21 protein-coding genes, 2 tRNA genes and 1 pseudogene are annotated in these 19521 nt (G+C 69.8%); 7 read left to right on the forward strand and 17 right to left on the reverse strand.

Features of this window, described 5'->3' with window-relative positions:
- Positions 1-7: 7 nt before the first annotated feature.
- The 3 genes from rsmD to JAO81_RS10295 form a co-directional block, all read right to left on the reverse strand.
- Positions 8-640 carry a 16S rRNA (guanine(966)-N(2))-methyltransferase RsmD gene (gene rsmD / locus JAO81_RS10285; RefSeq protein WP_199547474.1) on the reverse strand — a complete coding sequence of 211 codons (633 nt, stop codon included), beginning with the start codon at positions 638-640 and terminating at the stop codon, positions 8-10.
- Between the two features lie 273 nt (positions 641-913).
- The gene (gene recG / locus JAO81_RS10290) at positions 914-3103 is read right to left on the reverse strand and encodes an ATP-dependent DNA helicase RecG (protein ID WP_199547475.1); all 2190 of its coding nucleotides are present in this window, start codon (positions 3101-3103) and stop codon (positions 914-916) included.
- Between the two features lie 109 nt (positions 3104-3212).
- Positions 3213-4976, reverse strand: a complete 1764-nt coding sequence (locus JAO81_RS10295; protein ID WP_199547476.1) for a DAK2 domain-containing protein — start codon at positions 4974-4976, stop codon at positions 3213-3215.
- Positions 4977-5197: 221 nt separating this feature from the next.
- On the opposite strand from JAO81_RS10295, the gene rpmB reads away from it, so the two are divergent.
- On the forward strand, positions 5198-5383 hold the full coding sequence (gene rpmB, locus JAO81_RS10300) for a 50S ribosomal protein L28 (protein WP_004924906.1): 186 nt from the start codon (positions 5198-5200) through the stop codon (positions 5381-5383).
- 23 nt (positions 5384-5406) lie between these two features.
- Complete coding sequence (locus tag JAO81_RS43365; protein WP_267913000.1) at positions 5407-5532, forward strand: hypothetical protein; 126 nt, start codon at positions 5407-5409, stop codon at positions 5530-5532.
- Positions 5533-5566: 34 nt separating this feature from the next.
- On the opposite strand, the gene thiD is transcribed toward JAO81_RS43365, so the two are convergent.
- Both thiD and JAO81_RS10310 read right to left on the reverse strand, forming a co-directional pair.
- Positions 5567-6373, reverse strand: a complete 807-nt coding sequence (gene thiD, locus JAO81_RS10305) for a bifunctional hydroxymethylpyrimidine kinase/phosphomethylpyrimidine kinase (RefSeq protein ID WP_199547477.1) — start codon at positions 6371-6373, stop codon at positions 5567-5569.
- Positions 6370-7338 carry a thiamine-phosphate kinase gene (locus JAO81_RS10310; RefSeq protein ID WP_199547478.1) on the reverse strand — a complete coding sequence of 323 codons (969 nt, stop codon included), beginning with the start codon at positions 7336-7338 and terminating at the stop codon, positions 6370-6372. The genes thiD and JAO81_RS10310 overlap by 4 nt, the downstream gene beginning before the upstream one ends.
- A gap of 248 nt (positions 7339-7586) precedes the next feature.
- Here JAO81_RS10310 and JAO81_RS10315 point away from each other — a divergent pair, with 248 nt between their 5' ends.
- Together JAO81_RS10315 and JAO81_RS10320 are read left to right on the forward strand one after the other, a co-directional pair.
- Positions 7587-7820, forward strand: coding sequence for an Lrp/AsnC family transcriptional regulator (locus JAO81_RS10315; protein ID WP_052579718.1), 234 nt, complete (start codon positions 7587-7589; stop codon positions 7818-7820).
- A gap of 20 nt (positions 7821-7840) precedes the next feature.
- Positions 7841-8323, forward strand: a complete 483-nt coding sequence (locus tag JAO81_RS10320; RefSeq protein ID WP_199547479.1) for a DUF3515 domain-containing protein — start codon at positions 7841-7843, stop codon at positions 8321-8323.
- Positions 8324-8426: 103 nt separating this feature from the next.
- On the opposite strand, the gene JAO81_RS10325 is transcribed toward JAO81_RS10320, so the two are convergent.
- The 3 genes from JAO81_RS10325 to JAO81_RS10335 form a co-directional block, all read right to left on the reverse strand.
- Complete coding sequence (locus JAO81_RS10325) at positions 8427-9599, reverse strand: D-alanine--D-alanine ligase family protein (protein WP_199547480.1); 1173 nt, start codon at positions 9597-9599, stop codon at positions 8427-8429.
- A 121-nt stretch (positions 9600-9720) separates the two neighbouring features.
- Complete coding sequence (locus JAO81_RS10330) at positions 9721-10731, reverse strand: NAD(P)H-dependent glycerol-3-phosphate dehydrogenase (protein WP_199547481.1); 1011 nt, start codon at positions 10729-10731, stop codon at positions 9721-9723.
- The gene (locus JAO81_RS10335; RefSeq protein ID WP_199547482.1) at positions 10728-11507 is read right to left on the reverse strand and encodes a 1-acyl-sn-glycerol-3-phosphate acyltransferase; all 780 of its coding nucleotides are present in this window, start codon (positions 11505-11507) and stop codon (positions 10728-10730) included. The genes JAO81_RS10330 and JAO81_RS10335 overlap by 4 nt, the downstream gene beginning before the upstream one ends.
- Positions 11508-11741: 234 nt before the next feature.
- Here JAO81_RS10335 and cofC point away from each other — a divergent pair, with 234 nt between their 5' ends.
- Entirely contained in the window at positions 11742-12422 is a 681-nt protein-coding gene (cofC, locus tag JAO81_RS10340; protein WP_199547483.1) for a 2-phospho-L-lactate guanylyltransferase, read from the forward strand.
- Here cofC and JAO81_RS10345 read toward each other — a convergent pair.
- The 5 genes from JAO81_RS10345 to leuC form a co-directional block, all read right to left on the reverse strand.
- A complete protein-coding gene (locus JAO81_RS10345) occupies positions 12394-12597 on the reverse strand; it encodes a hypothetical protein (RefSeq protein WP_199547484.1) in 204 nt (67 codons plus the stop codon). The genes cofC and JAO81_RS10345 overlap by 29 nt on opposite strands.
- A gap of 129 nt (positions 12598-12726) precedes the next feature.
- Entirely contained in the window at positions 12727-13389 is a 663-nt protein-coding gene (locus JAO81_RS10350; protein WP_199547485.1) for an HU family DNA-binding protein, read from the reverse strand.
- Positions 13390-13537: 148 nt separating this feature from the next.
- Positions 13538-13783: a hypothetical protein gene (locus JAO81_RS10355; RefSeq protein WP_165332571.1), complete on the reverse strand. Its 246-nt coding sequence runs from the start codon at positions 13781-13783 to the stop codon at positions 13538-13540.
- Between the two features lie 265 nt (positions 13784-14048).
- Positions 14049-14642, reverse strand: coding sequence for a 3-isopropylmalate dehydratase small subunit (gene leuD / locus JAO81_RS10360; RefSeq protein ID WP_199547486.1), 594 nt, complete (start codon positions 14640-14642; stop codon positions 14049-14051).
- A gap of 6 nt (positions 14643-14648) precedes the next feature.
- On the reverse strand, positions 14649-16082 hold the full coding sequence (gene leuC, locus JAO81_RS10365; RefSeq protein ID WP_199547487.1) for a 3-isopropylmalate dehydratase large subunit: 1434 nt from the start codon (positions 16080-16082) through the stop codon (positions 14649-14651).
- A 185-nt stretch (positions 16083-16267) separates the two neighbouring features.
- Between leuC and ndgR the strand changes: the two genes are divergently transcribed.
- Positions 16268-16984 (forward strand): IclR family transcriptional regulator NdgR, encoded by a 717-nt coding sequence (gene ndgR, locus JAO81_RS10370; protein ID WP_187742582.1) that lies wholly within the window; start codon positions 16268-16270, stop codon positions 16982-16984.
- Between the two features lie 116 nt (positions 16985-17100).
- On the opposite strand, the pseudogene JAO81_RS10375 reads toward ndgR, so the two are convergent.
- Positions 17101-17586: pseudogene (locus JAO81_RS10375) on the reverse strand (DUF4188 domain-containing protein).
- A gap of 125 nt (positions 17587-17711) precedes the next feature.
- On the opposite strand from JAO81_RS10375, the gene JAO81_RS10380 reads away from it, so the two are divergent.
- On the forward strand, positions 17712-18353 hold the full coding sequence (locus tag JAO81_RS10380; RefSeq protein ID WP_199547488.1) for a MerR family transcriptional regulator: 642 nt from the start codon (positions 17712-17714) through the stop codon (positions 18351-18353).
- Positions 18354-18433: 80 nt separating this feature from the next.
- Here JAO81_RS10380 and JAO81_RS10385 read toward each other — a convergent pair.
- From JAO81_RS10385 to JAO81_RS10395, 3 genes are all read right to left on the reverse strand, one after another.
- Positions 18434-18506: transfer RNA gene (locus tag JAO81_RS10385), tRNA-Glu, on the reverse strand.
- 42 nt (positions 18507-18548) lie between these two features.
- Positions 18549-18620: transfer RNA gene (locus tag JAO81_RS10390), tRNA-Gln, on the reverse strand.
- Positions 18621-18706: 86 nt separating this feature from the next.
- The gene (locus JAO81_RS10395) at positions 18707-19405 is read right to left on the reverse strand and encodes an HAD family hydrolase (protein WP_199547489.1); all 699 of its coding nucleotides are present in this window, start codon (positions 19403-19405) and stop codon (positions 18707-18709) included.
- Positions 19406-19521 lie beyond the last annotated feature (116 nt).

Below are 19521 nucleotides of genomic sequence, written 5' to 3' on the forward strand. Positions count from 1 at the left end.
CGGGCGGTCATGAGTGCGTGTCTTTGCTCGCGGATACAGCCTCGGCGGCCGGGGAATCCGTGTCCTCGCTGGTCGAGGCGGCGCGACCGTACCAAAACGTGCCTTCGCCGTAACGCCGGGACCTGAGCCCCTCGAAGCCGTCCGGCCAGCCGAATTCACCGCCCCTGGTGCTGCGTTCCACGGTGACGAGCGCATCGTCCGCGAGCCAGCCCTGGGCGGCGAGTGTGAGCAGGATCTCCCGAAGATCGTCGTCCGTGACGGCGTACGGGGGGTCGAGAAAGACGATGCCGTACGGGTCCGCCGGCGCCGGTCCCGCGACGATCTGCTCCGCTTTGCCCGCCCTGACCTCGGCGCCGGGCAGGCCCAGGGACTTCACGTTCTCGCGGATCGTGCGGACGGCCTTGGCGTCGGCCTCGACGAGCAGGGCGTGGGCGGCGCCGCGGGAGAGCGCCTCCAGGCCCACGGCGCCGGAGCCCCCGTACAGGTCGAGCACGCGCTCGCCGTCGAGCGAGCCGCCGTTGAGCGACTGCCACGTCGAGAAGAGGCCCTCGCGGGCGCGGTCGGACGTGGGACGGGTGCCGTTGCCCGGCGGCACGGCCATCCTGCGGCCGCGGGCGGTGCCGGCGATCACGCGGGTCATGTGGGTCCTTGAGGGCTCGGCAGCTGTTGTGTCCACGATATGGCGGGAGCGGTGGGGCAGCTCAGCGGGTCCCGTGCGGGAGCTCGGCGGGTCCCGTGCGGGAGCTCAGCGGGTCCCGTGCGGCAGCTCGGCAGGTTCGGTGCCAGGTGCGGGTGGGTGCCTGCGGTGGGCGGATTTCCCCTACCCGCCCCTTCCCGAAACCGGGGCCCCGCCCCGGACCCCTTCATCCGAACTCCGTTCGGATCTGCTCGAACGCCGCAGGGGCTGACGTGCTCACCCCTTCTCCAGGTACTGCTCCCGTTCCTTGTCCACCAGTGCGTCCAGGGCCGTGCGCAGTTCGGGATAGTGCACGAGGTCCGGGTCCTTGGAGACCAGCGTGACCGCTTCCTCCCTGGCCTCCGCGATGACCTCCTCGTCGTCGATCACCGTGAGAACCCGCAGCGAGGAGCGGACGCCGGACTGGGCCTGGCCGAGGACGTCGCCCTCGCGGCGCTGTTCCAGGTCGATACGGGAGAGCTCGAAGCCGTCGAGGGTCGAGGCGACCGCGCTCAGGCGGCCGCGGGCCGGGCTGGCCTCGGGCATCTCGGTGACCAGAAGGCACAGGCCGGGCGCCGAGCCACGGCCCACACGGCCGCGCAGCTGGTGGAGCTGCGAGACGCCGAAACGGTCGGCGTCCATGATCACCATGGCGGTGGCGTTCGGCACGTTCACCCCCACCTCGATCACCGTCGTGGCCACCAGGACATCGACGTCGCCCGCCGCGAAACGGCGCATCACGGCGTCCTTGTCGTCCGGTGCCATCCGGCCGTGCAGGATCTCCACGCGCAGGCCCGCGAGCGGGCCTGCGGTGAGTTGTTCCGCCACCTCGACGACGGCGAGCGGCGGGCGCTTCTCCGCCTCGTCCTCGGCGGACTTCTTCTTGGCGGCCGCCTTGTCGTCGAGGTCGTCGCCGATGCGCGGGCAGACCACGTACGCCTGATGCCCGTTCTCGACCTCCTCGCGCACCCGGTCCCAGGCGCGCGCGAGGAAGTGGGGCTTGTCGGCGGCCGGCACCACATGGCTGGCGATCGGCGAACGCCCGGCGGGCAGTTGGTCGAGGACCGAGGTCTCCAGGTCACCGAAGACGGTCATGGCGACCGTGCGCGGAATGGGCGTCGCGGTCATCACCAGGAGGTGCGGCGGCTGCTTGCCCTTGGAGCGCAGGGCGTCGCGCTGCTCCACACCGAAGCGGTGCTGTTCATCGACCACGACCAGGCCGAGGTCATGGAACTGCACCTTGTCCTCGATCAGCGCGTGCGTGCCGATCACGATCCCCGCCTCGCCGGTGACCAGGTCGAGCAGGGCCTGACGGCGTGCGGCCGCCCCCATGGAGCCGGTGAGCAGCACCACCTTGGTGGCGTGCTCCGTACCGCCGAGCATCCCCCCTTCGGCCAGCTCGCCCATCATCTCGGTCACCGACCGGTGGTGCTGCTGGGCGAGGACTTCGGTGGGCGCGAGCATCGCGGCCTGCCCGCCCGCGTCGACGACGGCGAGCATGGCGCGCAGCGCCACCATGGTCTTGCCCGATCCGACCTCGCCCTGGAGCAGGCGGTGCATCGGGTGCTCGGTGGCCAGGTCGTCGAAGATCTCCGCGGTGACCTTCTGCTGGCCCTCGGTCAGGGTGAACGGGAGCTTCGCGTCGAAGGCGTCGAGCAGCCCGTCCGGCTGCGGCTTGCGGGCCACGGCGGGGAGCTGGGTCTCCGCGTACCGCCGGCGGGCCAGCGCGACCTGGAGGACGAAGGCCTCGTCCCACTTGAGGCGGTCCTTGGCCTCGGCCACATCGCCCTTGCCGTGCGGGCGGTGGATCTTGAGCAGTGCCTCGGGAAGGGTCACGAGTCCGCGGCCGGAGCGCAGCGAGCGGGGCAGCGGGTCCACGGCCTCCTGCGCGCTCGGGAGGACCGCGTCCACGGCCTTGGCGATCTTCCAGGACTCCAGCTTCGCCGTGGCCGGATAGATCGGGATCAGGGCTCCGGCCCAGGTGTCCACGGCCTCCGTACTGTCACCGCGCAGCAACTCGTATGCGGGGTGGGCCAGTTGGAGCTTCCGGTTGAAGGCCGAGACCTTGCCCGCGAACATCGCGCGGGTGCCGGGCAGCAGATCCTTGTGCGGCTTGTGGATACCTCGGCCGAAGAACACCAGCTGGAGCTGGCCGCTGCCGTCGGTGATGGTCACTTCGAGGCGCTGACCGCGACCGTTGTTGAACTTGAGGATGCGGGCGGTGGCGACCTGGGCGACGACCGTCACATGCTCGTCGAGCGGCAGGTCCGCGAGCGTGGAGAGCTCACCGCGCTCCGCGTACCTCCGCGGATAGTGGTGCAGCAGGTCGCCGACGGTGTGCAGGTCGAGATGCTCGGCCATCACCTTCGCGGTGGCGGGGCCGAGCAGTTTCTTCAGCGGTTCTTCGAGCACGGGCACGCGGTCCATTGCACACCACGGGACTGACAGGCGGGGCGACCTGTGGACAACTGCGGCCGCGGTGCCGTACGCGCACGGCCTGTGGACACCTCCCGTCCCGGCGCCGGACGCGGCTGGCCTACTCGACCCCGATCAGCAGCAACGCCGCCTTCCGCCCGCCCCGGTACACCACCGTGTCCACGGCCAGATACGCCTCGCGGACATGCTCCTCGAGCGTCGCGGCCACGTCCTCGGGCACCTCGTCGCCGACCACCAGGGTCACCATCTCGCCGCCCGCCGACAGCATCCGGTCGAGGACCGAGCGGGCGGTGGCGGTGAGGTCCGCGCCGATCACGGCCACGTCCCCGTCGATCAGGCCGAGCATGTCCCCGGCCTGGCAGATGCCGGCCATGGTCCACGACTGGCGTTCCGCCACGGCCAGTTCGCCGTAGCGGGTCGCGCCGGCCGCAGCCGTCATCGCGACCACGTCCTCGTCGAAGCGCCGCTCCGGTTCGTGCACGGCGAGCGCCGCGATGCCCTGGACCGCCGAGCGGGTCGGGATCAGGGCGACCCGTACGCCTTCCGTACGCGCCTGTTCCGCGGCCGCCGCTGCCGTGTGCCGCAGATCGGCGTCGTTGGGCAGCAGCACCACCTCACGCGCGTGCGCGCGCCGGATCGCCTCCACCAGTTCCCCGCTCGCGGGCGGCTCCCCCGGGCGCGCGAGCACGGTGGTCGCGCCGGCCTCGGCGTACAGACCGGCGAGGCCCTCGCCCGGTACGACGGCCACGATCGCGCGCTGCGCCTTCTCGCGCACAGGCGGTACGAAGCCGGCGCTGTGCGCGTCCTCGGCCCCGAAGTGCGTGATGCGGATCCGGTACGGCCGCCCGGCCTCCACTCCCGCCTCGACCGCTGCGCCCGCGTCGTCGACATGTACGTGGACGTTCCACAGGCCGTCGCCGCCGACCACGACCAGGGAGTCGCCCAGCCCGTCGAGGCGGGTCTTCAGGCGCTCGACCCGTTCGTCGTCGGCCTCCAGGAGGTAGATCACCTCGAAGGCGGGACCGCTCGCCGCCTCATGGCCGCAGGAGTCGCCCTGCGCCTCCCCGCGCGGCCGGTCCTCGGAGGAGCCCGCCGGTGTGACGGCGCCCACCGTCGCGTATGCCGCGACCACCTGCCCCGACACCGCCTCCACCAGCGCCCCGAGCACCGCGACGAGCCCACGCCCGCCGGCGTCGACCACTCCCGCGCGCCCGAGCACGGCCAGCTGCTGCGGCGTCCGCTCCAGCGCGGCACAGGCTCCGTCGTACGCGGCCCGCACCACGGCGGAGCAGTCGTCGGGGGCTGCCTCGGCCGCCTCGGCGGCGGCCGTCGCCACGGAAAGGACCGTGCCCTCCACGGGGTGGGCCACCGCCTGGTACCCGGACGCGGCGGCATGGCCGAGCGCCTTCTTCAGGCGCCGGGCCCGCAGCCCGGAGGCCTCCTGCTCGGTCGGCTCGGACGCCTCGTGCCCGGCCGGCTCGGACGCCTCGTGAGAAAGGTCACCCTCCCCCGCGAGCACCTGGGACATCCCCCGCAGCAGCTGCGCCAGGATCGTCCCCGAATTGCCCCGCGCCCCGATCAGGGCGCCATGGGCCATCGCCCGTACCGCCTCGGCGAGCGAGGGGCCGTCAGGGGAGTCGGCCGCCTCGTGCGCGGCGAAGATCGCCTCCACCGCGCGGGCCGCCGATTCCACCGTCAGATAGAGGTTCGTGCCCGTGTCCGAGTCGGCCACGGGATAGACGTTGATGGCGTCGATCTCCTCGCGGGCCCGCCCGAGGGCGTCCAGCGCGAGTCCGCACCAGCCGCGCACCACGAGTGCGTCGGGGGTCTGCGGCACGGTGCCTCCTGTGAGCAGCGGGATCATTCGCAGACTAGTGCTGACCGGTGCCGCAGCGGAGCAGGGCCCGGAGCTGGGGGCGGGCGGGACATGGTAGTTTTCTTGTACCGACGCAGCCGATGTATGCTGCTTCGGTTGCCCGATTCGGATCGGGCCATTCCCTGGCAAGCCACTCAGATCCTTAACGGAACTCGACTCGGCATGCCGGGTTTCAACCGTAAGAGCATCTGAAGTCTTTGGAGTGACCCGTGGCTGCCAACTGCGACGTCTGTGGCAAGGGCCCGGGCTTCGGCAACAACATCTCGCACTCGCACCGCCGTACGCCGCGCCGCTGGAACCCGAACATCCAGCGCGTTCGTACCGTGGTCGGCGGGACGCCGAAGCGCGTGAACGCTTGCACCTCGTGCATCAAGGCCGGCAAGGTCTCGCGCTAATCGCAGCGCGGCCACCTAGCTGGTTGCTGCAGAGCCGGTTCGCCTTCGGGCGGACCGGCTTCTCGCTTTTCCGTGACGCGGGGACGCGGATACGTGATCTCCATGACGCGTACGTGCTCTCCATGAGCGGATACGTGGAGGGGGCCTGAGCGGATGAGCTCAGGCCCCCTCCACGTATCCGGGTCACGCCTTGCGCATCGCCCACGCATGGTCGACCGGCCCGATGCCCGCGCCGAGCGCGAACCCGGCCGCGATCGCGCCCGTGACGTAGTCCTTCGCCTGCCGGACCGCCTCCGGCACCTCGAGACCTTTCGCGAGCCCCGAGGCGATCGCGCTGGCCAGGGTGCAGCCGGTGCCGTGCGTGTGGCGGTTGTCGTGGCGCGGGGCGCGCAGCCAGATCTCCTCGGACCCGTCGGTCAGCAGATCCACCGCTTCCCCCGGCAGATGCCCGCCCTTGATCAGCGCCCACCGCGGGCCGAATTCCAGGAGCGCCGCGGCGGCCCGCCTGAGGTCCGCCTCCGCCGACACCCGTACGCCTGTGAGCTGAGCCACCTCGTCCAGATTCGGAGTGGCGACCGTGGCGACCGGCAGCAGTTTCGTGCGTACGGAATCGAGCGCCGCCTGGGCGAGCAGCGAGTCGCCGTGCTTGGAGACGCCGACCGGGTCGACCACCGCGGGGGCGTCCGTGCCGGCCAGCAACTCCGCGACCGTCTCGACCAGTTCGGCCGAGGCCAGCATGCCGGTCTTCACGGCCTGTACGCCGATGTCGTCGGCCACGCTGCGGTACTGGGCGCGCACCGCCTCGACCGGAAGTTCCCAAACGCCCTGGACGCCCACCGAGTTCTGCGCGGTGACCGCGGTGAGCACGCTCATCCCGTGCGTACCGAGCGCGAGCATCGTCTTGAGGTCCGCCTGGATGCCCGCGCCGCCGCCGGAGTCCGAACCGGCCACGGTGAGCACCAGGGGCGGGCGTATCGCAGAGGCACTCACGACTCGAGCTCCCCGCCGAAGTGGTCCCAACCGCCCTTGCTGGTCCAGGGCGCACCGTCGACCGTCACATGGGGCAGCGCGGAGGGGTTGAGGACCTCGCCGATCACCTTCCAGCGGGCCGGGAGCTTCACGTCCGGGGGGAAGGTCGCCACGATCGCGTGGTCCTCGCCGCCGGAGAGCACCCACTGCAGCGGGTCCACGCCGACGGCCTGACCGATGTCGTTCATCTGCGAAGGCACGTCCATCGCACCGGACTTGATGTCGATACGGACCTTGCTGGCCTCGGCGATATGGCCGAGGTCGGCGATCAGACCGTCGCTGACGTCCGCCATCGCGGTCGCTCCGAGCCCGGCCGCGGCGGGGCCCGCGTGGTACGGCGGCTCAGGCCGGCGGTGCGCCTCGACGAACGCGCGCGGCGAACGGAAGCCCCGCGAAAGCACCGCGTGCCCGGCGGCCGACCAGCCCAGCCAGCCCGTGTACGCGACGACATCGCCGGGCTGTGCGCCGCCGCGGGTCACCGGCTCGTGGTTGCGCAGATCGCCAAGTGCCGTGATCGACACGGTGATCGTGTCGCCGCGGACCACATCGCCGCCCACCACGGCCGCACCCGCGACCTGGCATTCGTCGCGCAGTCCGTCCATCAACTCCGTTGCCCACGTGACCGGGAGATCCGCGGGCACCACAAGTCCGAGAAGCAGCGCGGTCGGTACGGCGCCCATCGCGGCGATATCGGCGAGGTTCTGCGCGGCCGCCTTGCGGCCGACGTCGTACGCCGTGGACCAGTCGCGGCGGAAGTGCCGCCCCTCGAGCAGGATGTCGGTGCTCGCCACGACCCTGCGGTCCGGCGCGGACACGACCGCGGCGTCGTCGCCGGGGCCGATCCTGACCGCCGGAGTCGTCGTGAGCCGGGAGGTGAGCTCTCTGATGAGCCCGAACTCGCCGAGCTCCCCCACGGTGCCCTTCATCCCATCGCCCTTTCTGCGCCAGTGCCCTTGCGGTAGCGGGCCCGATCGGCCGCGGGTACCGTCAACGAATACGTCAACTTCTTATGCGCGCACGCCGAGGCACGCGCAGCTGCATCCGCCCCGGCGTACGTACCTGCGGCCCCGCGGGTCTCCCCGTGGGATGCGGCAACGCGATACCGTGGCGTCCTTTCTCCCCGCATGATCCCCGCGATCCCCGCGATGATCCTCGTGGCCGCCCTGGAGGTTCCGTGGTACAGGCGTACATCCTGATCCAGACCGAGGTCGGCAAGGCGTCGACCGTCGCCGATCTGATCGGCAAGATCCCAGGAGTGATCCAGGCCGAGGACGTCACCGGTCCCTACGATGTCATCGTGCGCGCTCAGGCGGACACGGTCGACGACCTCGGTCGCATGGTGGTTGCCAAAGTCCAGCAAGTGGACGGCATCACCCGCACTCTGACCTGCCCGGTCGTGCACTTGTAGCCCCCGTTTACGCTTGGCCGGTGAACTTTTTCCGTCGCCGGCTCGTCCAGCTCCCCACCCTCGGCGCGCTGCTGCTCGCCACAGGCTGCTCATGGACGGACGACACGGTGACGGCTGTGGTTCCCTCCCCCGACTCCCGGACGTCCGGCCACTGCCGGAACCTGCACGAGGCACTGCCCGGGCAGCTGGACGGCCTCGACCGGAGTGATCCCGAGCCGAGCTCGGAGTTCACCGCGGGGTGGGGAGGCTCGGCGATCATACTGCGCTGCGGTGTTCCGCAGCCCCCGAAGATGCTGGAGAAGAACCCGCCGTCCACCACGGTGGACGGGCTCGGCTGGCTCGTCGAGGAGCCGGGGGACGGTTCGTACCGCTTTACGAGCGCACTGCGCGAGGCCTACGTCGAGGTCACCATCAGTAAGGAGCACGCGAAGCAGGGGGCGGGCTCGCTCGTGGACCTCGGGCGCGTGATCAAGAAGACGGTGCCCGAAGGCATCGCGACCTGATCTGCGTGCGCATGCTCCTGCACGCAAGGAAGAGGCGGACCCCGCAGCAAGGGGTCCGGCTCTTCTGCGCGTACGGGGTGCCGCTCGCGGGCGGGACCCGGGTCTAGCGCAGCCCCGTGGGGCGCCGCCGAGCCGCCTGCACCAGGGGGTCCACCAGTTCCGGGTACGAGACGCCGCTCTCCTGCCACATGCGCGGGTACATGGAGATGGGCGTGAAGCCCGGCATCGTATTGATCTCGTTGATCACGAACTCGCCGTCCTCGGTGAGGAAGAAGTCCGCGCGCACCAGACCCTCGCAGCTGGCCGCGTCGAAGGCGGCGACCGCGAGGCGCTGCACCTCCGCCGTCTGCTCCGGGGTCAGCGGTGCGGGCACGAGACCGGAGGCCGAGTCGATGTACTTGGCCTCGAAGTCGTAGAACTCGTGGTCGGTGACCGGCGGGATCTCGGCGGGCACGCTCGCGCGCGGTCCGTCCTCGAACTCCAGGACGCCGCACTCGATCTCGCGGCCCCGGAGCAGCGCCTCCACGAGGAACTTCGGGTCGTGGCGCCGCGCTTCCTCGATGGCCTCGTCCAGGCCGTCGAAGGAGTCGACCTTGGTGATGCCGAAGGAGGAGCCGGCGCGGGCCGGCTTGATGAAGAGCGGCCAGCCGTGCTCACCGGCGAACTCGGCGATCTTCTGGCGGGCGTCGGCCCGGTCGGCCTCCCACTCGCGCGGGCGGATCACCAAGTACGGGCCGACGGGCAGGCCGAAGGAGGTGAAGACGCGCTTCATGTACTCCTTGTCCTGGCCGACCGCGGAGGCCAGAACTCCCGAGCCCACATAGGGCGTTCCGGAGAGTTCGAGCAGTCCCTGGAGGGTGCCGTCCTCGCCGTACGGGCCGTGCAGCATCGGAAAGACCACGTCGACCTCGCCGAGCGCCTTGGGCACGGTGCCGGGCTCGGTGTAGACGACCTCGCGGTTGGCGGGGTCGACCGGCAGGATGACGCCGCCCTCGCTGTTCTCCGCGACCTGCTCGACGGTCGGCACCTTGCGGTCGGCGATCGCCATCCGCTCGGGTTCGTCGGCGGTCAGCATCCACCGGCCGTCCGACGTGATGCCGATCGGCAGCACGTCGTACTTGGTGCGGTCGATGGCGTTCAGGACCGCACCGGCCGTGACGACCGAGATGCCGTGCTCGGAGCTGCGTCCGCCGAACACGACGGCCACACGCGGCTTGCGTACGTTCCCGCCGGAAGGCACGGAAACAGGGCTCTGGGAGGTGGTCTCGCTGCTCATATCGCGTCGAGACTACCTTGCGTGACCGTGCCCCTGGGAGCCCCGGCGCGCAGGTCCGGCCGGTGTCACGGACCGTGACACCGCTATGACATGACGGTCAACGGCCCCTGCGGCGTGCAGGTCAGTGACGCTCGGCCTTCGCGCTGCGCGACATGAGTTCCTTGACCGCGACCAGCGGCGGCTTCCCGTTGTGCACGATGTCCACCACGGTGTCCGTGATCGGCATCTCCACGCCGTGCCGCCGGGCCAGATCGGCCACGGATTCACAGGACTTGACGCCTTCGGCGGTCTGCTTGGTGACGGCGATGGTCTCCTCGAGGGTCATGCCCTTGCCGAGGTTGATGCCGAAAGTGTGGTTGCGTGACAACGGCGAAGACGCCGTCGCCACGAGGTCCCCGAGGCCCGCGAGCCCGGAGAAGGTCAGCGGGTCGGCGCCCATGGCGAGACCCAGCCGTGCGGTCTCCGCCAGACCACGGGTGATGAGCGAACCCTTGGTGTTGTCGCCCAGGCCCATGCCGTCCGCGATGCCGACGGCGAGACCGATCACGTTCTTCACCGCGCCACCGAGCTCACAGCCGACGACGTCGGTTTCGGTGTACGGGCGGAAGTACGGGGTGTGGCAGGCCTTCTGGAGCCGCTGCGCCACGGACTCGTCCCGGCAGGCAACCACGGCCGCGGCCGGCATCCGGGCGGCGATCTCCCGGGCGAGGTTGGGTCCCGAGAGGACGGCGATTCGGTCGGCAGGGGTCTTGGTGACGTCTTCGATGACCTCACTCATCCGCATCGCGGACCCGAGTTCCACACCTTTCATCAGGGACACGAGCACGGTGTCGCGCGCGAGCAGCGGCGCCCACTGGGCGAGATTGCCACGCAGTGTCTGCGAGGGGACCGCGAGGACCGTGAACTCCGCGCCCGCCGCGGCCTCGGCCGGGTCGGTGGTCGCCCTGATCCCCTCAGGTAGTTCGACGCCTGGCAGGTAGTCCGGGTTGCTGTGCCTGGAGTTGATGGCCTCGGCCAGCTCCGGGCGGCGGCCCCACAGCGTCACGTCACAGCCCGCGTCGGCCAGCACCATGGCGAACGTCGTCCCCCACGAACCCGTACCGAAGACGGCCGCCTTCACCGGTGCAGTCACTTCTTCTCGCCCTCGCCTTCGCGGTCGCCTTCACTCTTGGCCGCCTCGGCCAGCTTGCGCCGCTGCTCGATCCGCGCCAGACGCGGGTCGTACGGCTTGTCGGGAGCCTTCTCACCGCGCAGCTCCTCGAGCAGGGCGGTGATGTGGCGCATGATGACCTCCGTTGCCTCCTGCAGGAGTTCGGGCGTCATCTCGCGGTCATAGAAGGCCGACAGGTCCACCGGAGGCCCGGCGAGTACACGGCTGGTCTTGCGCGGGAAGAGATCGGGCTTCTTCGCGTACGGCGGGAGCAACTCGTTGGCGCCCCACTGCGCGACGGGAATCACCGGGCACTTGGTCTGCAGCGCGACCCGCGCGGCACCGGTCTTCGCGGTCATCGGCCACTGGTCCGGGTCACGGGTGATCGTGCCCTCCGGATAGAACGCGACGCATTCCCCGCGCTCGACCGCGGCGATGGCCGCGCGAAACGCGCTCAGCGCATCCGTGGACTCGCGGTAGACGGGGATCTGTCCGGTCTCCCGCATCATCATGCCGACAAAACCGGTCTTGAAAAGCCCGTGTTTGGCGAGGAAACGCGGCACACGTCCGGTGTTGTACTGATAGTGCGCGTATGCCAATGGGTCGACATGCGAATTGTGGTTCACCGCGGTGATAAATCCGCCCTCGGCCGGAATGTGTTCCATCCCGCGCCAGTCCCGCTTGAGGAGAACAATCAGCGGCGGTTTGGCGATGACCGCCGCAAGGCGGTACCAGAAGCCGATTCTGCGGCGGGGCACTCGGACACCTTCCTCTACGGACCTGCGTGTGGCTGGGTGGGCGGCCGCACAAGTGTCGCCCCAGGTCCCCGGTCTGTCGAGAACACCGTACGCCCACCCGTCACCCGCCACCGCCCTTGCATCGAGCTTCGCGCTCCTCCTGACCTATGTGCTCTCACCCGCCCTGGACAGGCCTTTGCCACCTCGTGACCCCAGGGCCTCCACAGCCCCGCCCCGCGGGCCAGAATGGGCGCGATGCGCACCGACAACGGCCGGCCCACTCCGCTCGCGTGGACCCTGGTCATACCCCTGAAGCCCCTGGCGCGGGCGAAGAGCAGGCTCGTGGAGCCGTTCTCCGCCCTGGGCACGGCACCGCTGCGCCCTTCGCTGGCCCTGGCGTTCGCACAGGACACGGTGGCGGCGGTGGCGGCCTGCCCTGCGGTACGGGATGTGGTGGTCGTCACGGACGACGAGCTGGCCGGACGGGAACTCGCGGCGCTCGGCGCCCTGATCGTGCGGGATGAACCCGGTACGGGCCTGAACGCCGCGCTCACGCACGGAGAGCGGGCCGTACGGGCGCTGCGGCCGAAGGCGGCGATAGCGGCGCTCAACGCGGATCTGCCGGCGCTGCGCCCGGCCGAATTGACCGCGGTACTCGACAATGCCGCGCAATTCCCGCGCGCATTTCTCGCGGATGCCGCCGGAATCGGCACGACACTGCTGTCGGCGAGCCCCGGAACGGAACTCTCCCCGGCCTTCGGCGGCGCCTCACGCGCCCGCCACACGGCGTCCGGAGCGGTCGAACTCACCCTGGCCGGCGTCGACAGCGTCCGTCAGGACGTGGACACCTGGGAGGACCTGCGGACCGCGAGCCGTCTCGGCCTCGGGCCGCGCAGTGCCGAGATGTTCAGAAGGTCTGCAGAGTCACCAGCGTGATCCGCCGGCCCTCGCCTTCGCCCGCCACCTCGATGCGTACGCGCTGACCTGGCCTGAGCAGCCTCAGACCGCCGGCGTCGAAGGCCTCGGCGGCGAACTCGACGGGGGTCCCGTCGTCCAGGAGGACGCTGCCGCTGCGGGACTCGGGATTGTAGGTGTACGCGGTGGCCTGCATGACCGCAGCGTATCGGGCGCTCCTCGGGCTGTTGAACGCACGCGGGCCGGTCCCCCCGGGAGGGGACCGGCCCGGCGCGTGAGTGAGCCCTGCGAGGCGCGGCGACATCCGGAGGGGGCGCCGCTGCCGTCACTTCTTCCTGGCGGTGGCCTTCTTGGCGGTGGTCTTGCGCGCCGGCGGCTTCTTGGCGGGCGCCTTCTTCGCCGTGGCCTTCTTGGCGGGGGCGGTCTTCTTCGCCGTCGCCTTCTTGGCCGGGGCCGCCTTCTTGGCGGTGGTCTTCTTGGCCGTGGCCTTCTTGGCGGCCGGAGTCGCCTTCTTGGCCGTGGTCTTCTTCGCCGTCGCCTTCTTGGCGGTCGTCTTCTTCGCGACCGTCTTCTTGGCGGTGGTCTTCTTCGCCGCCGCCTTCTTGGCGGTGGTGGCCTTCTTGGCAGCGGCCTTCTTGACCGTCGCGGAAGCGCCGCCGGACAGGCTGCCCTTGGGTGCCTTCTTGACCGCCACGTCGTTCTTCGGGAGCTTCTTGGAGCCGCTCACGAGGTCCTTGAAGCCCTGGCCCGCGCGGAAACGCGGCACCGAGGTCTTCTTGACCCGCACGCGCTCACCCGTCTGCGGGTTGCGGGCGTAACGGGCCGGGCGGTCGACCTTCTCGAACGAGCCGAAGCCCGTGACCGAAACGCGGTCACCGCTGACAACGGCACGGACGATGGCGTCCAGTACGGCGTCGACGGCGTCGGAGGCCTGCTGACGGCCACCGACCTTGTCGGCAATCGCTTCTACGAGCTGCGCCTTGTTCACGTCTTCCCCTTCGGAGACATTGCCGGAACGAATCTGTTCTGGCTTTTTCGCACGTTAGGCAGATATATACCGCAAATCAAACACGAAACGGGCGAATCACCCACGTGCCGCAGCGAACTGGGCCTTCAACCGCAGCAAACTGGGGGCTTCAAGGAGTTCCGTCCGTGGATCCGCCATCGGATAAGGCCCTTGCGTCCAGCTCATCCATGAACTGCCCAAGGCGTCTTGCCGCATCGACGAGATCGTGTTTGGCCGCGGCCGTAATGACCAGCAGCTTCCGGGTCAGCGCCATCCGTACGCTCTCCGGTACTTGCAGTTCACGCACCTTGCGGTGCGCCTCTTTCAGCTGGTCCGCGACCTCGCCGTAGAGCTCGAGTTGGCGTTCGCGTTCCATGCACCGATTGTGCCATCTGGCCTGAGTTGTCGCCTCACGAGGCCTCAGCGTGCCGCGCAGAAGGGGATTTCGGGGCGGCCGAAGACCTGAAGTCGCTCCTCGCGCGGGCCCCGTGGCGCGCCCGACCGGGGGGGCCAACTCGCCGCGACTCAGGAGGACTTGAGGCCTCCGCGCCCCAAAACGAGAGGGACCCCGCTGCCCGGCCCCCCCCTCACGCAGACCGCGGTTCGGAAAAGTTGCCGGGCTCACGTGCCCGAATGGCGCATCACACCTGGACGGTGCGCGGCTTGTAGGCGGGGCGACCCGCCTCGTAGGCCGCGATGTCGGGCTCGTTCTGCAGCGTGATGCTGATGTCGTCGAGGCCGTTCAGGAGCCGCCAGCGGGAGTTCTCGTCCAACTCGAAGTCGGCGGTGATTCCCTCGGCGCGCACCTGGCGTTCCTGCAGGTCCACGGTGATTTCGGCCGTCGGGTCGGCCTCCGTGAGCTCCCACAGCGCGTCCACGACCTTCTGGTCGAGTACGACGGTCAGCAGGCCGTTCTTCAGCGAGTTGCCGCGGAAGATGTCGGCGAAGCGGGAGGAGATGACCGTCTTGAAGCCGTAGTTCTGCAGGGCCCAGACGGCGTGTTCACGGGAGGAACCGGTGCCGAAGTCGGGTCCGGCGACCAGCACCGTGGCGCCCTCGCGCTCCTCCTTGTTGAGGATGAACTCCGGGTCCTTGCGCCAGGCCTCGAAGAGCCCGTCCTCGAATCCGTCGCGCGTGACCTTCTTCAGCCAGTGCGCGGGGATGATCTGGTCCGTGTCGACGTTGCTGCGGCGCAGCGGTACGGCCCGGCCGGTGTGCGTGGTGAAAGCTTCCATGGCTGATCAGACTCCAGCGGGCGTACGGGCGTCGGCTTCGGACAGGTCGGCGGGCGAGGCCAGATGGCCAAGGACCGCGGTGGCGGCGGCGACCTGGGGCGAGACCAGGTGGGTGCGGCCGCCCTTGCCCTGCCGGCCCTCGAAGTTGCGGTTGGAGGTGGACGCGGAGCGCTCGCCGGGGGCGAGTTGGTCCGGGTTCATGCCCAGACACATCGAGCAGCCCGCGTGCCGCCATTCGGCGCCGGCCTCCTTGAAGACCTTGTCCAGGCCCTCGGATACGGCCTGCAGGCCCACCCGGGCGGAGCCGGGGACGACCAGCATCCGTACGCCGTCGGCGATTTTGCGGCCTTCGACGATCGCGGCGGCCGCACGCAGGTCCTCGATACGGCCGTTGGTGCAGGAACCGACGAAAACGGTGTCGACCTTGATGTCGCGCAGCGCCTGCCCGGCCTCCAGACCCATGTACTCCAGGGCCTTTTCGGCCGCGTGGCGCTCCGAAGCGTCTTCGTACGAAGCAGGGTCGGGGACGTTCGCCGACAGGGGCGCGCCCTGGCCGGGGTTGGTGCCCCAGGTGACGAACGGGGCCAGTTCCTCGGCCTTGATGACGACCTCGGCGTCGAATTCCGCGTCGTCGTCGGTCTTCAGGGTCTTCCAGTACGCCACGGCGGCGTCCCAGTCCTCGCCCTCGGGGGCGTGGTCGCGGCCCTTGATGTAGTCGAACGTGGTCTCGTCGGGGGCGATCATGCCCGCGCGGGCACCGGCCTCGATCGACATGTTGCAGATGGTCATGCGGGCTTCCATCGAGAGCTTCTCGATGGCGGGGCCGCGGTATTCGAGGATGTAGCCCTGGCCGCCGCCGGTGCCGATCTTCGTGATGATGGCGAGGATCAGGTCCTTCGCGGAGACACCGTCGGGCAGTTCGTCGCCCTCGACCGTGATGGCCATGGTCTTGGGGCGGGCGAGCGGCAGCGTCTGCGTGGCGAGCACGTGCTCGACCTGCGAGGTGCCGATGCCGAACGCCAGGGCACCGAAGGCACCGTGGGTGGAGGTGTGCGAGTCACCGCAGACGACCGTGGTGCCCGGCTGGGTCAGGCCCAGCTGCGGTCCCACGACGTGGACGACGCCCTGCTCGACGTCGCCGAGCGAGTGCAGCCGTACGCCGAAGTCGGCCGCGTTCTTGCGCAGCGTCTCCAGCTGGATGCGCGAGACGGGGTCCGCGATGGGCTTGTCGATGTCGAGGGTGGGGGTGTTGTGGTCCTCGGTCGCGATGGTGAGGTCGAGGCGCCGCACCTGCCGGCCGCTCTTGCGGAGGCCGTCGAAGGCCTGGGGGCTGGTCACCTCGTGCAGCAGGTGCAGATCGATGTAGAGGAGGTCGGGCTCGCCCTCGGCGCGCCGGACGACGTGGTCGTCCCAGACCTTCTCCGCGAGTGTCCTACCCATCGCTTTCCCTCCGGCCGGCCATCAGCGCCCGGCTCAACTAGAGATGTGTGGCGGCTACGTCCGTTCCCCACGTACCGGACGTCCACCGCCGGGCCCGTGCTTTCCGGCCCGTCGTCCGTACAGGGTGGCAAGTTCCCGGAAAATTTGAACTTGCGTTTCACAGAGTGAGACGCGAATATCGACGCATGGACAACTCTAGCGGCGTCGGCGTTCTCGACAAGGCGGCTCTGGTCTTGAGCGCTCTGGAGTCCGGTCCGGCCACCCTCGCAGGGCTGGTCGCGGCCACCGGACTCGCACGACCCACGGCACACCGCCTTGCCGTGGCCCTTGAACACCACCGCATGGTGGCGCGTGACATGCAGGGCCGTTTCATTCTCGGCCCCCGGCTCTCCGAGCTCGCGGCGGCGGCCGGTGAGGACCGCCTGCTCGCGACCGCGGGCCCGGTTCTGACCCACCTGCGGGATGTGACGGGCGAGAGCGCCCAGCTCTACCGCCGCCAGGGCGACATGCGCATCTGCGTCGCCGCGGCCGAGCGCCTGTCCGGCCTTCGGGACACCGTCCCGGTCGGTTCTACGCTGACCATGAAGGCCGGCTCCTCCGCGCAGATCCTGATGGCCTGGGAGGAGCCCGAGCGCCTCCACCGCGGCCTGCAGGGCGCCCGTTTCACGGCCACGGCACTCTCCGGCGTACGGCGCCGGGGCTGGGCCCAGTCGATCGGCGAGCGCGAACCGGGCGTCGCCTCGGTCTCGGCGCCGGTGCGCGGGCCGTCCAACCGCGTGGTCGCGGCCGTCTCGGTCTCCGGACCGATCGAGCGCCTGACCCGCCACCCGGGCCGTATGCACGCCCAGGCCGTCATCGACGCGGCCGGCCGCCTCAGCGAAGCTCTGCGCCGCTCGGGCTGAGCCCACCCCTGTCCGTACGGAAGGTCCGCCTCAACGCCGCGGCGGACCCTCCGATGTGATGCCCCACCGTCCATGGGGCGCCCTGCTTCCCGTACGACCCCTACAAGCGAAAACCCTCAAGCCACCTTCAGCCGGTCGGCCGCGCGGTCCCCGCGACGGGCGGCCGGCTGGGTGCCGTGAGCGGCACCCAGACCGAACTCCGGCATGTTCACCTAGACGTTCTCGTAACGGCCCCCCGGCACCAGACAGGTCTCGTGCCAAATGCCCACCGCTCCCCCGGCGTTGCGCGCGCTGCGGTTGTACGCGGTCCAGGCCGGCCGGTGCTCCTTTCCGGCATCCGTCGCGTACGCGAGGAGCTTCTCCTTCGACTCCCAGTACTGGATGACGGTGAAGAGCCTCGGCCCGCCGAGCACGAGGCGGTAGTGGAGCAGCCCGGACTCCTTGTCCTGGGAAAGCTCACGGAGCATGCGCGGCATCGCACGGAAAACCGGCAGCCAACTCCTCAGCCGACGCAGCTTGTTGATCCGCATACCGATGAGGAAGACGACCACATCGCCCTCCGCGGCGGCGGTCCTGCGCTCCTGGATCACTTCGGCACTCATGACATCCCCCTGCCACTCGATGAAGCCCGGCGGCATCACCCCATCGGATAGTGCCGCTATCCATGCTTAGATAGTGCCACTCTCCAAGGGGGGTAGCAAGGGCTACGGAAGGGCGCGACGGCTTCATGAGACTTGCGGAACTGAGCGAGCGCAGCGGCGTCTCGACGGCCACGATCAAGTACTACCTGCGCGAGGGCCTGTTGCAGCCAGGACGCCGGATCACCGCCACCCAGTCCGAGTACGGCGAGGAGCACCTGCGCCGGCTGCGGCTCGTGCGCGCGCTGATCCAGGTGGGCCGCGTCCCGGTGAGCACGACCCGCGAGGTGCTCTCCGCACTTGGCGACGACTCCCTCGACCAGCACAGCCGGATCGGCGTCGCGGTCGAGGCACTCCCCCACGCACCCCTGCCCGCCGAGGACGATCCGGCGACCGAGCACGCACGCCACGAGGTGGCGAAGCTCTTCGAGCGCCTCGACTGGGACGACTCCCGTGGCTCCGGGCCCAGTTCACCGTCGTACGGAACCCTGGTGACCGCCGTCGCCGCGCTGACCCGGCTCGGATACCCCTGCGGGGTCGAGGAGTTGCTGCCGTACGCCCGCGCGGTGTCCCAACTCTCGGTGAACGAGCTGGACTTGGTGGCACGCTTCCCCGAGGAGGAGCGGGTGGAGGCGGCGGTCGCCCTGACAGTCCTCTATGAACCGGTACTCCTCAGTCTGCGCCGGCTCGCGGAGACCGATGAATCGGGGCGCCGCTTTATGAATACGTAGCGAAATGGCTGGATTCCGCGAAATTGCCCGCATTCAGGAATGCGAAAGGCCCTCCCCGGAGGGAGGGCCTTTCGTTTGCGTACCCCCGACCGGATTCGAACCGGCGCTACCGCCTTGAGAGGGCGGCGTGCTAGGCCGCTACACAACGGGGGCCTTGCGGATCGATGATCCGCGGGTGCAGATGAGCTCTGCGAGCTGGCCTACCTGGACTCGAACCAAGACTAACGGAACCAGAAACCGTCGTGCTGCCAATTACACCATAGGCCAACAAAACGCAATCCCCGTCAGGGATCTTGTTCTGTGGTGTGCGTCTCCCGCCGGGCTTTCCCCCTGCGAGCGGCGCAGGAAGAACATTACCCGAAGGTGTCCGGCGCTCCAAAACGGGTTTGGCCCGCGAGTACGGCCGGGAGCTGGTCGAGGCCGGTGATCCGGACCAGTTCGGGCCGGCCGCCCTGTCCTGAGCGGTCCAGCCAGATGCCCTTGAGACCCGCCTCGACCGCTCCGCGCGCGTCCGTGTCGGGCTGGTCCCCTACGTACGCGACCTCGTGCGGGGCGAGGCCCAGCGCGTCGCAGGCGGCGTGGAACGCGGCGGCTTCCGGCTTGGCGACCCCCAGTTCGGCCGCGCACAGGACGGCCTCGAAGCGGTCGCGTACGCCGAGGGTGCGCAGTTTGCGGTCCTGGTTGAGCAGCGAGGAGTTGGACAGGACCCCGTGCCGGTACATGTCGGCCAGGGCGTCGAGCGCGGGGACCGTGTCGGGGAAGAGCGCCCAGGCGGCCTCGTAGTGACCGAGGTAACGCTCGAACCACTCGTCCGCCTCGGCGTCGGTGAGCGTACGCCCGGTGAAGTCGCGGACGCGGTCGCGGCGCTGGCCCTCCCAGCCGACCAGGCCCGCCTCGAAGCGGGCCCAGTGCTCGCGGGTGATCCGCTTCCAGTCGTCGAGGGTGCCGGTGGTGAGGCCTTCGGCGGTGAGGTGGGCCCGCATGCCGACGGTGTCGGCCGAGGCGTAGTCGAAGATCGTGTCGTCGATGTCCCAGACGATGGCTTTGATCATGCGTTCCCCGTGGCTTCCTTCGTCGGTCGGTCCAGGCCCGAACGTACGCGAAAAGGCCCGGAAACCGTGATGGTTCCGGGCCTTTCGCTCGCATACGGGACGCGCGTACGCGCCTC

Origin of the sequence: Streptomyces sp. N35 (genome assembly GCF_016464295.1) — a bacterium.
Lineage (GTDB): Bacteria > Actinomycetota > Actinomycetes > Streptomycetales > Streptomycetaceae > Streptomyces.

Bases quoted from the DNA above. Each gene is read 5' to 3' on its own strand.
- JAO81_RS10325 (WP_199547480.1), bottom strand. From the start codon at position 9,599: ATGAGCAGCGAGACCACCTCCCAGAGCCCTGTTTCCGTGCCTTCCGGC.
- JAO81_RS10380 (WP_199547488.1), top strand. From the start codon at position 17,712: ATGAGACTTGCGGAACTGAGCGAGCGCAGCGGCGTCTCGACGGCCACG.
- cofC (WP_199547483.1), top strand. From the start codon at position 11,742: ATGCGCACCGACAACGGCCGGCCCACTCCGCTCGCGTGGACCCTGGTC.
- JAO81_RS10395 (WP_199547489.1), bottom strand. From the start codon at position 19,405: ATGATCAAAGCCATCGTCTGGGACATCGACGACACGATCTTCGACTAC.
- rsmD (WP_199547474.1), bottom strand. From the start codon at position 640: ATGACCCGCGTGATCGCCGGCACCGCCCGCGGCCGCAGGATGGCCGTG.
- JAO81_RS10345 (WP_199547484.1), bottom strand. From the start codon at position 12,597: ATGCAGGCCACCGCGTACACCTACAATCCCGAGTCCCGCAGCGGCAGC.
- ndgR (WP_187742582.1), top strand. From the start codon at position 16,268: ATGGACAACTCTAGCGGCGTCGGCGTTCTCGACAAGGCGGCTCTGGTC.
- JAO81_RS10295 (WP_199547476.1), bottom strand. From the start codon at position 4,976: ATGATCCCGCTGCTCACAGGAGGCACCGTGCCGCAGACCCCCGACGCA.
- JAO81_RS10310 (WP_199547478.1), bottom strand. From the start codon at position 7,338: ATGAAGGGCACCGTGGGGGAGCTCGGCGAGTTCGGGCTCATCAGAGAG.
- JAO81_RS10355 (WP_165332571.1), bottom strand. From the start codon at position 13,783: ATGGAACGCGAACGCCAACTCGAGCTCTACGGCGAGGTCGCGGACCAG.
- recG (WP_199547475.1), bottom strand. From the start codon at position 3,103: ATGGACCGCGTGCCCGTGCTCGAAGAACCGCTGAAGAAACTGCTCGGC.
- leuD (WP_199547486.1), bottom strand. From the start codon at position 14,642: ATGGAAGCTTTCACCACGCACACCGGCCGGGCCGTACCGCTGCGCCGC.
- leuC (WP_199547487.1), bottom strand. From the start codon at position 16,082: ATGGGTAGGACACTCGCGGAGAAGGTCTGGGACGACCACGTCGTCCGG.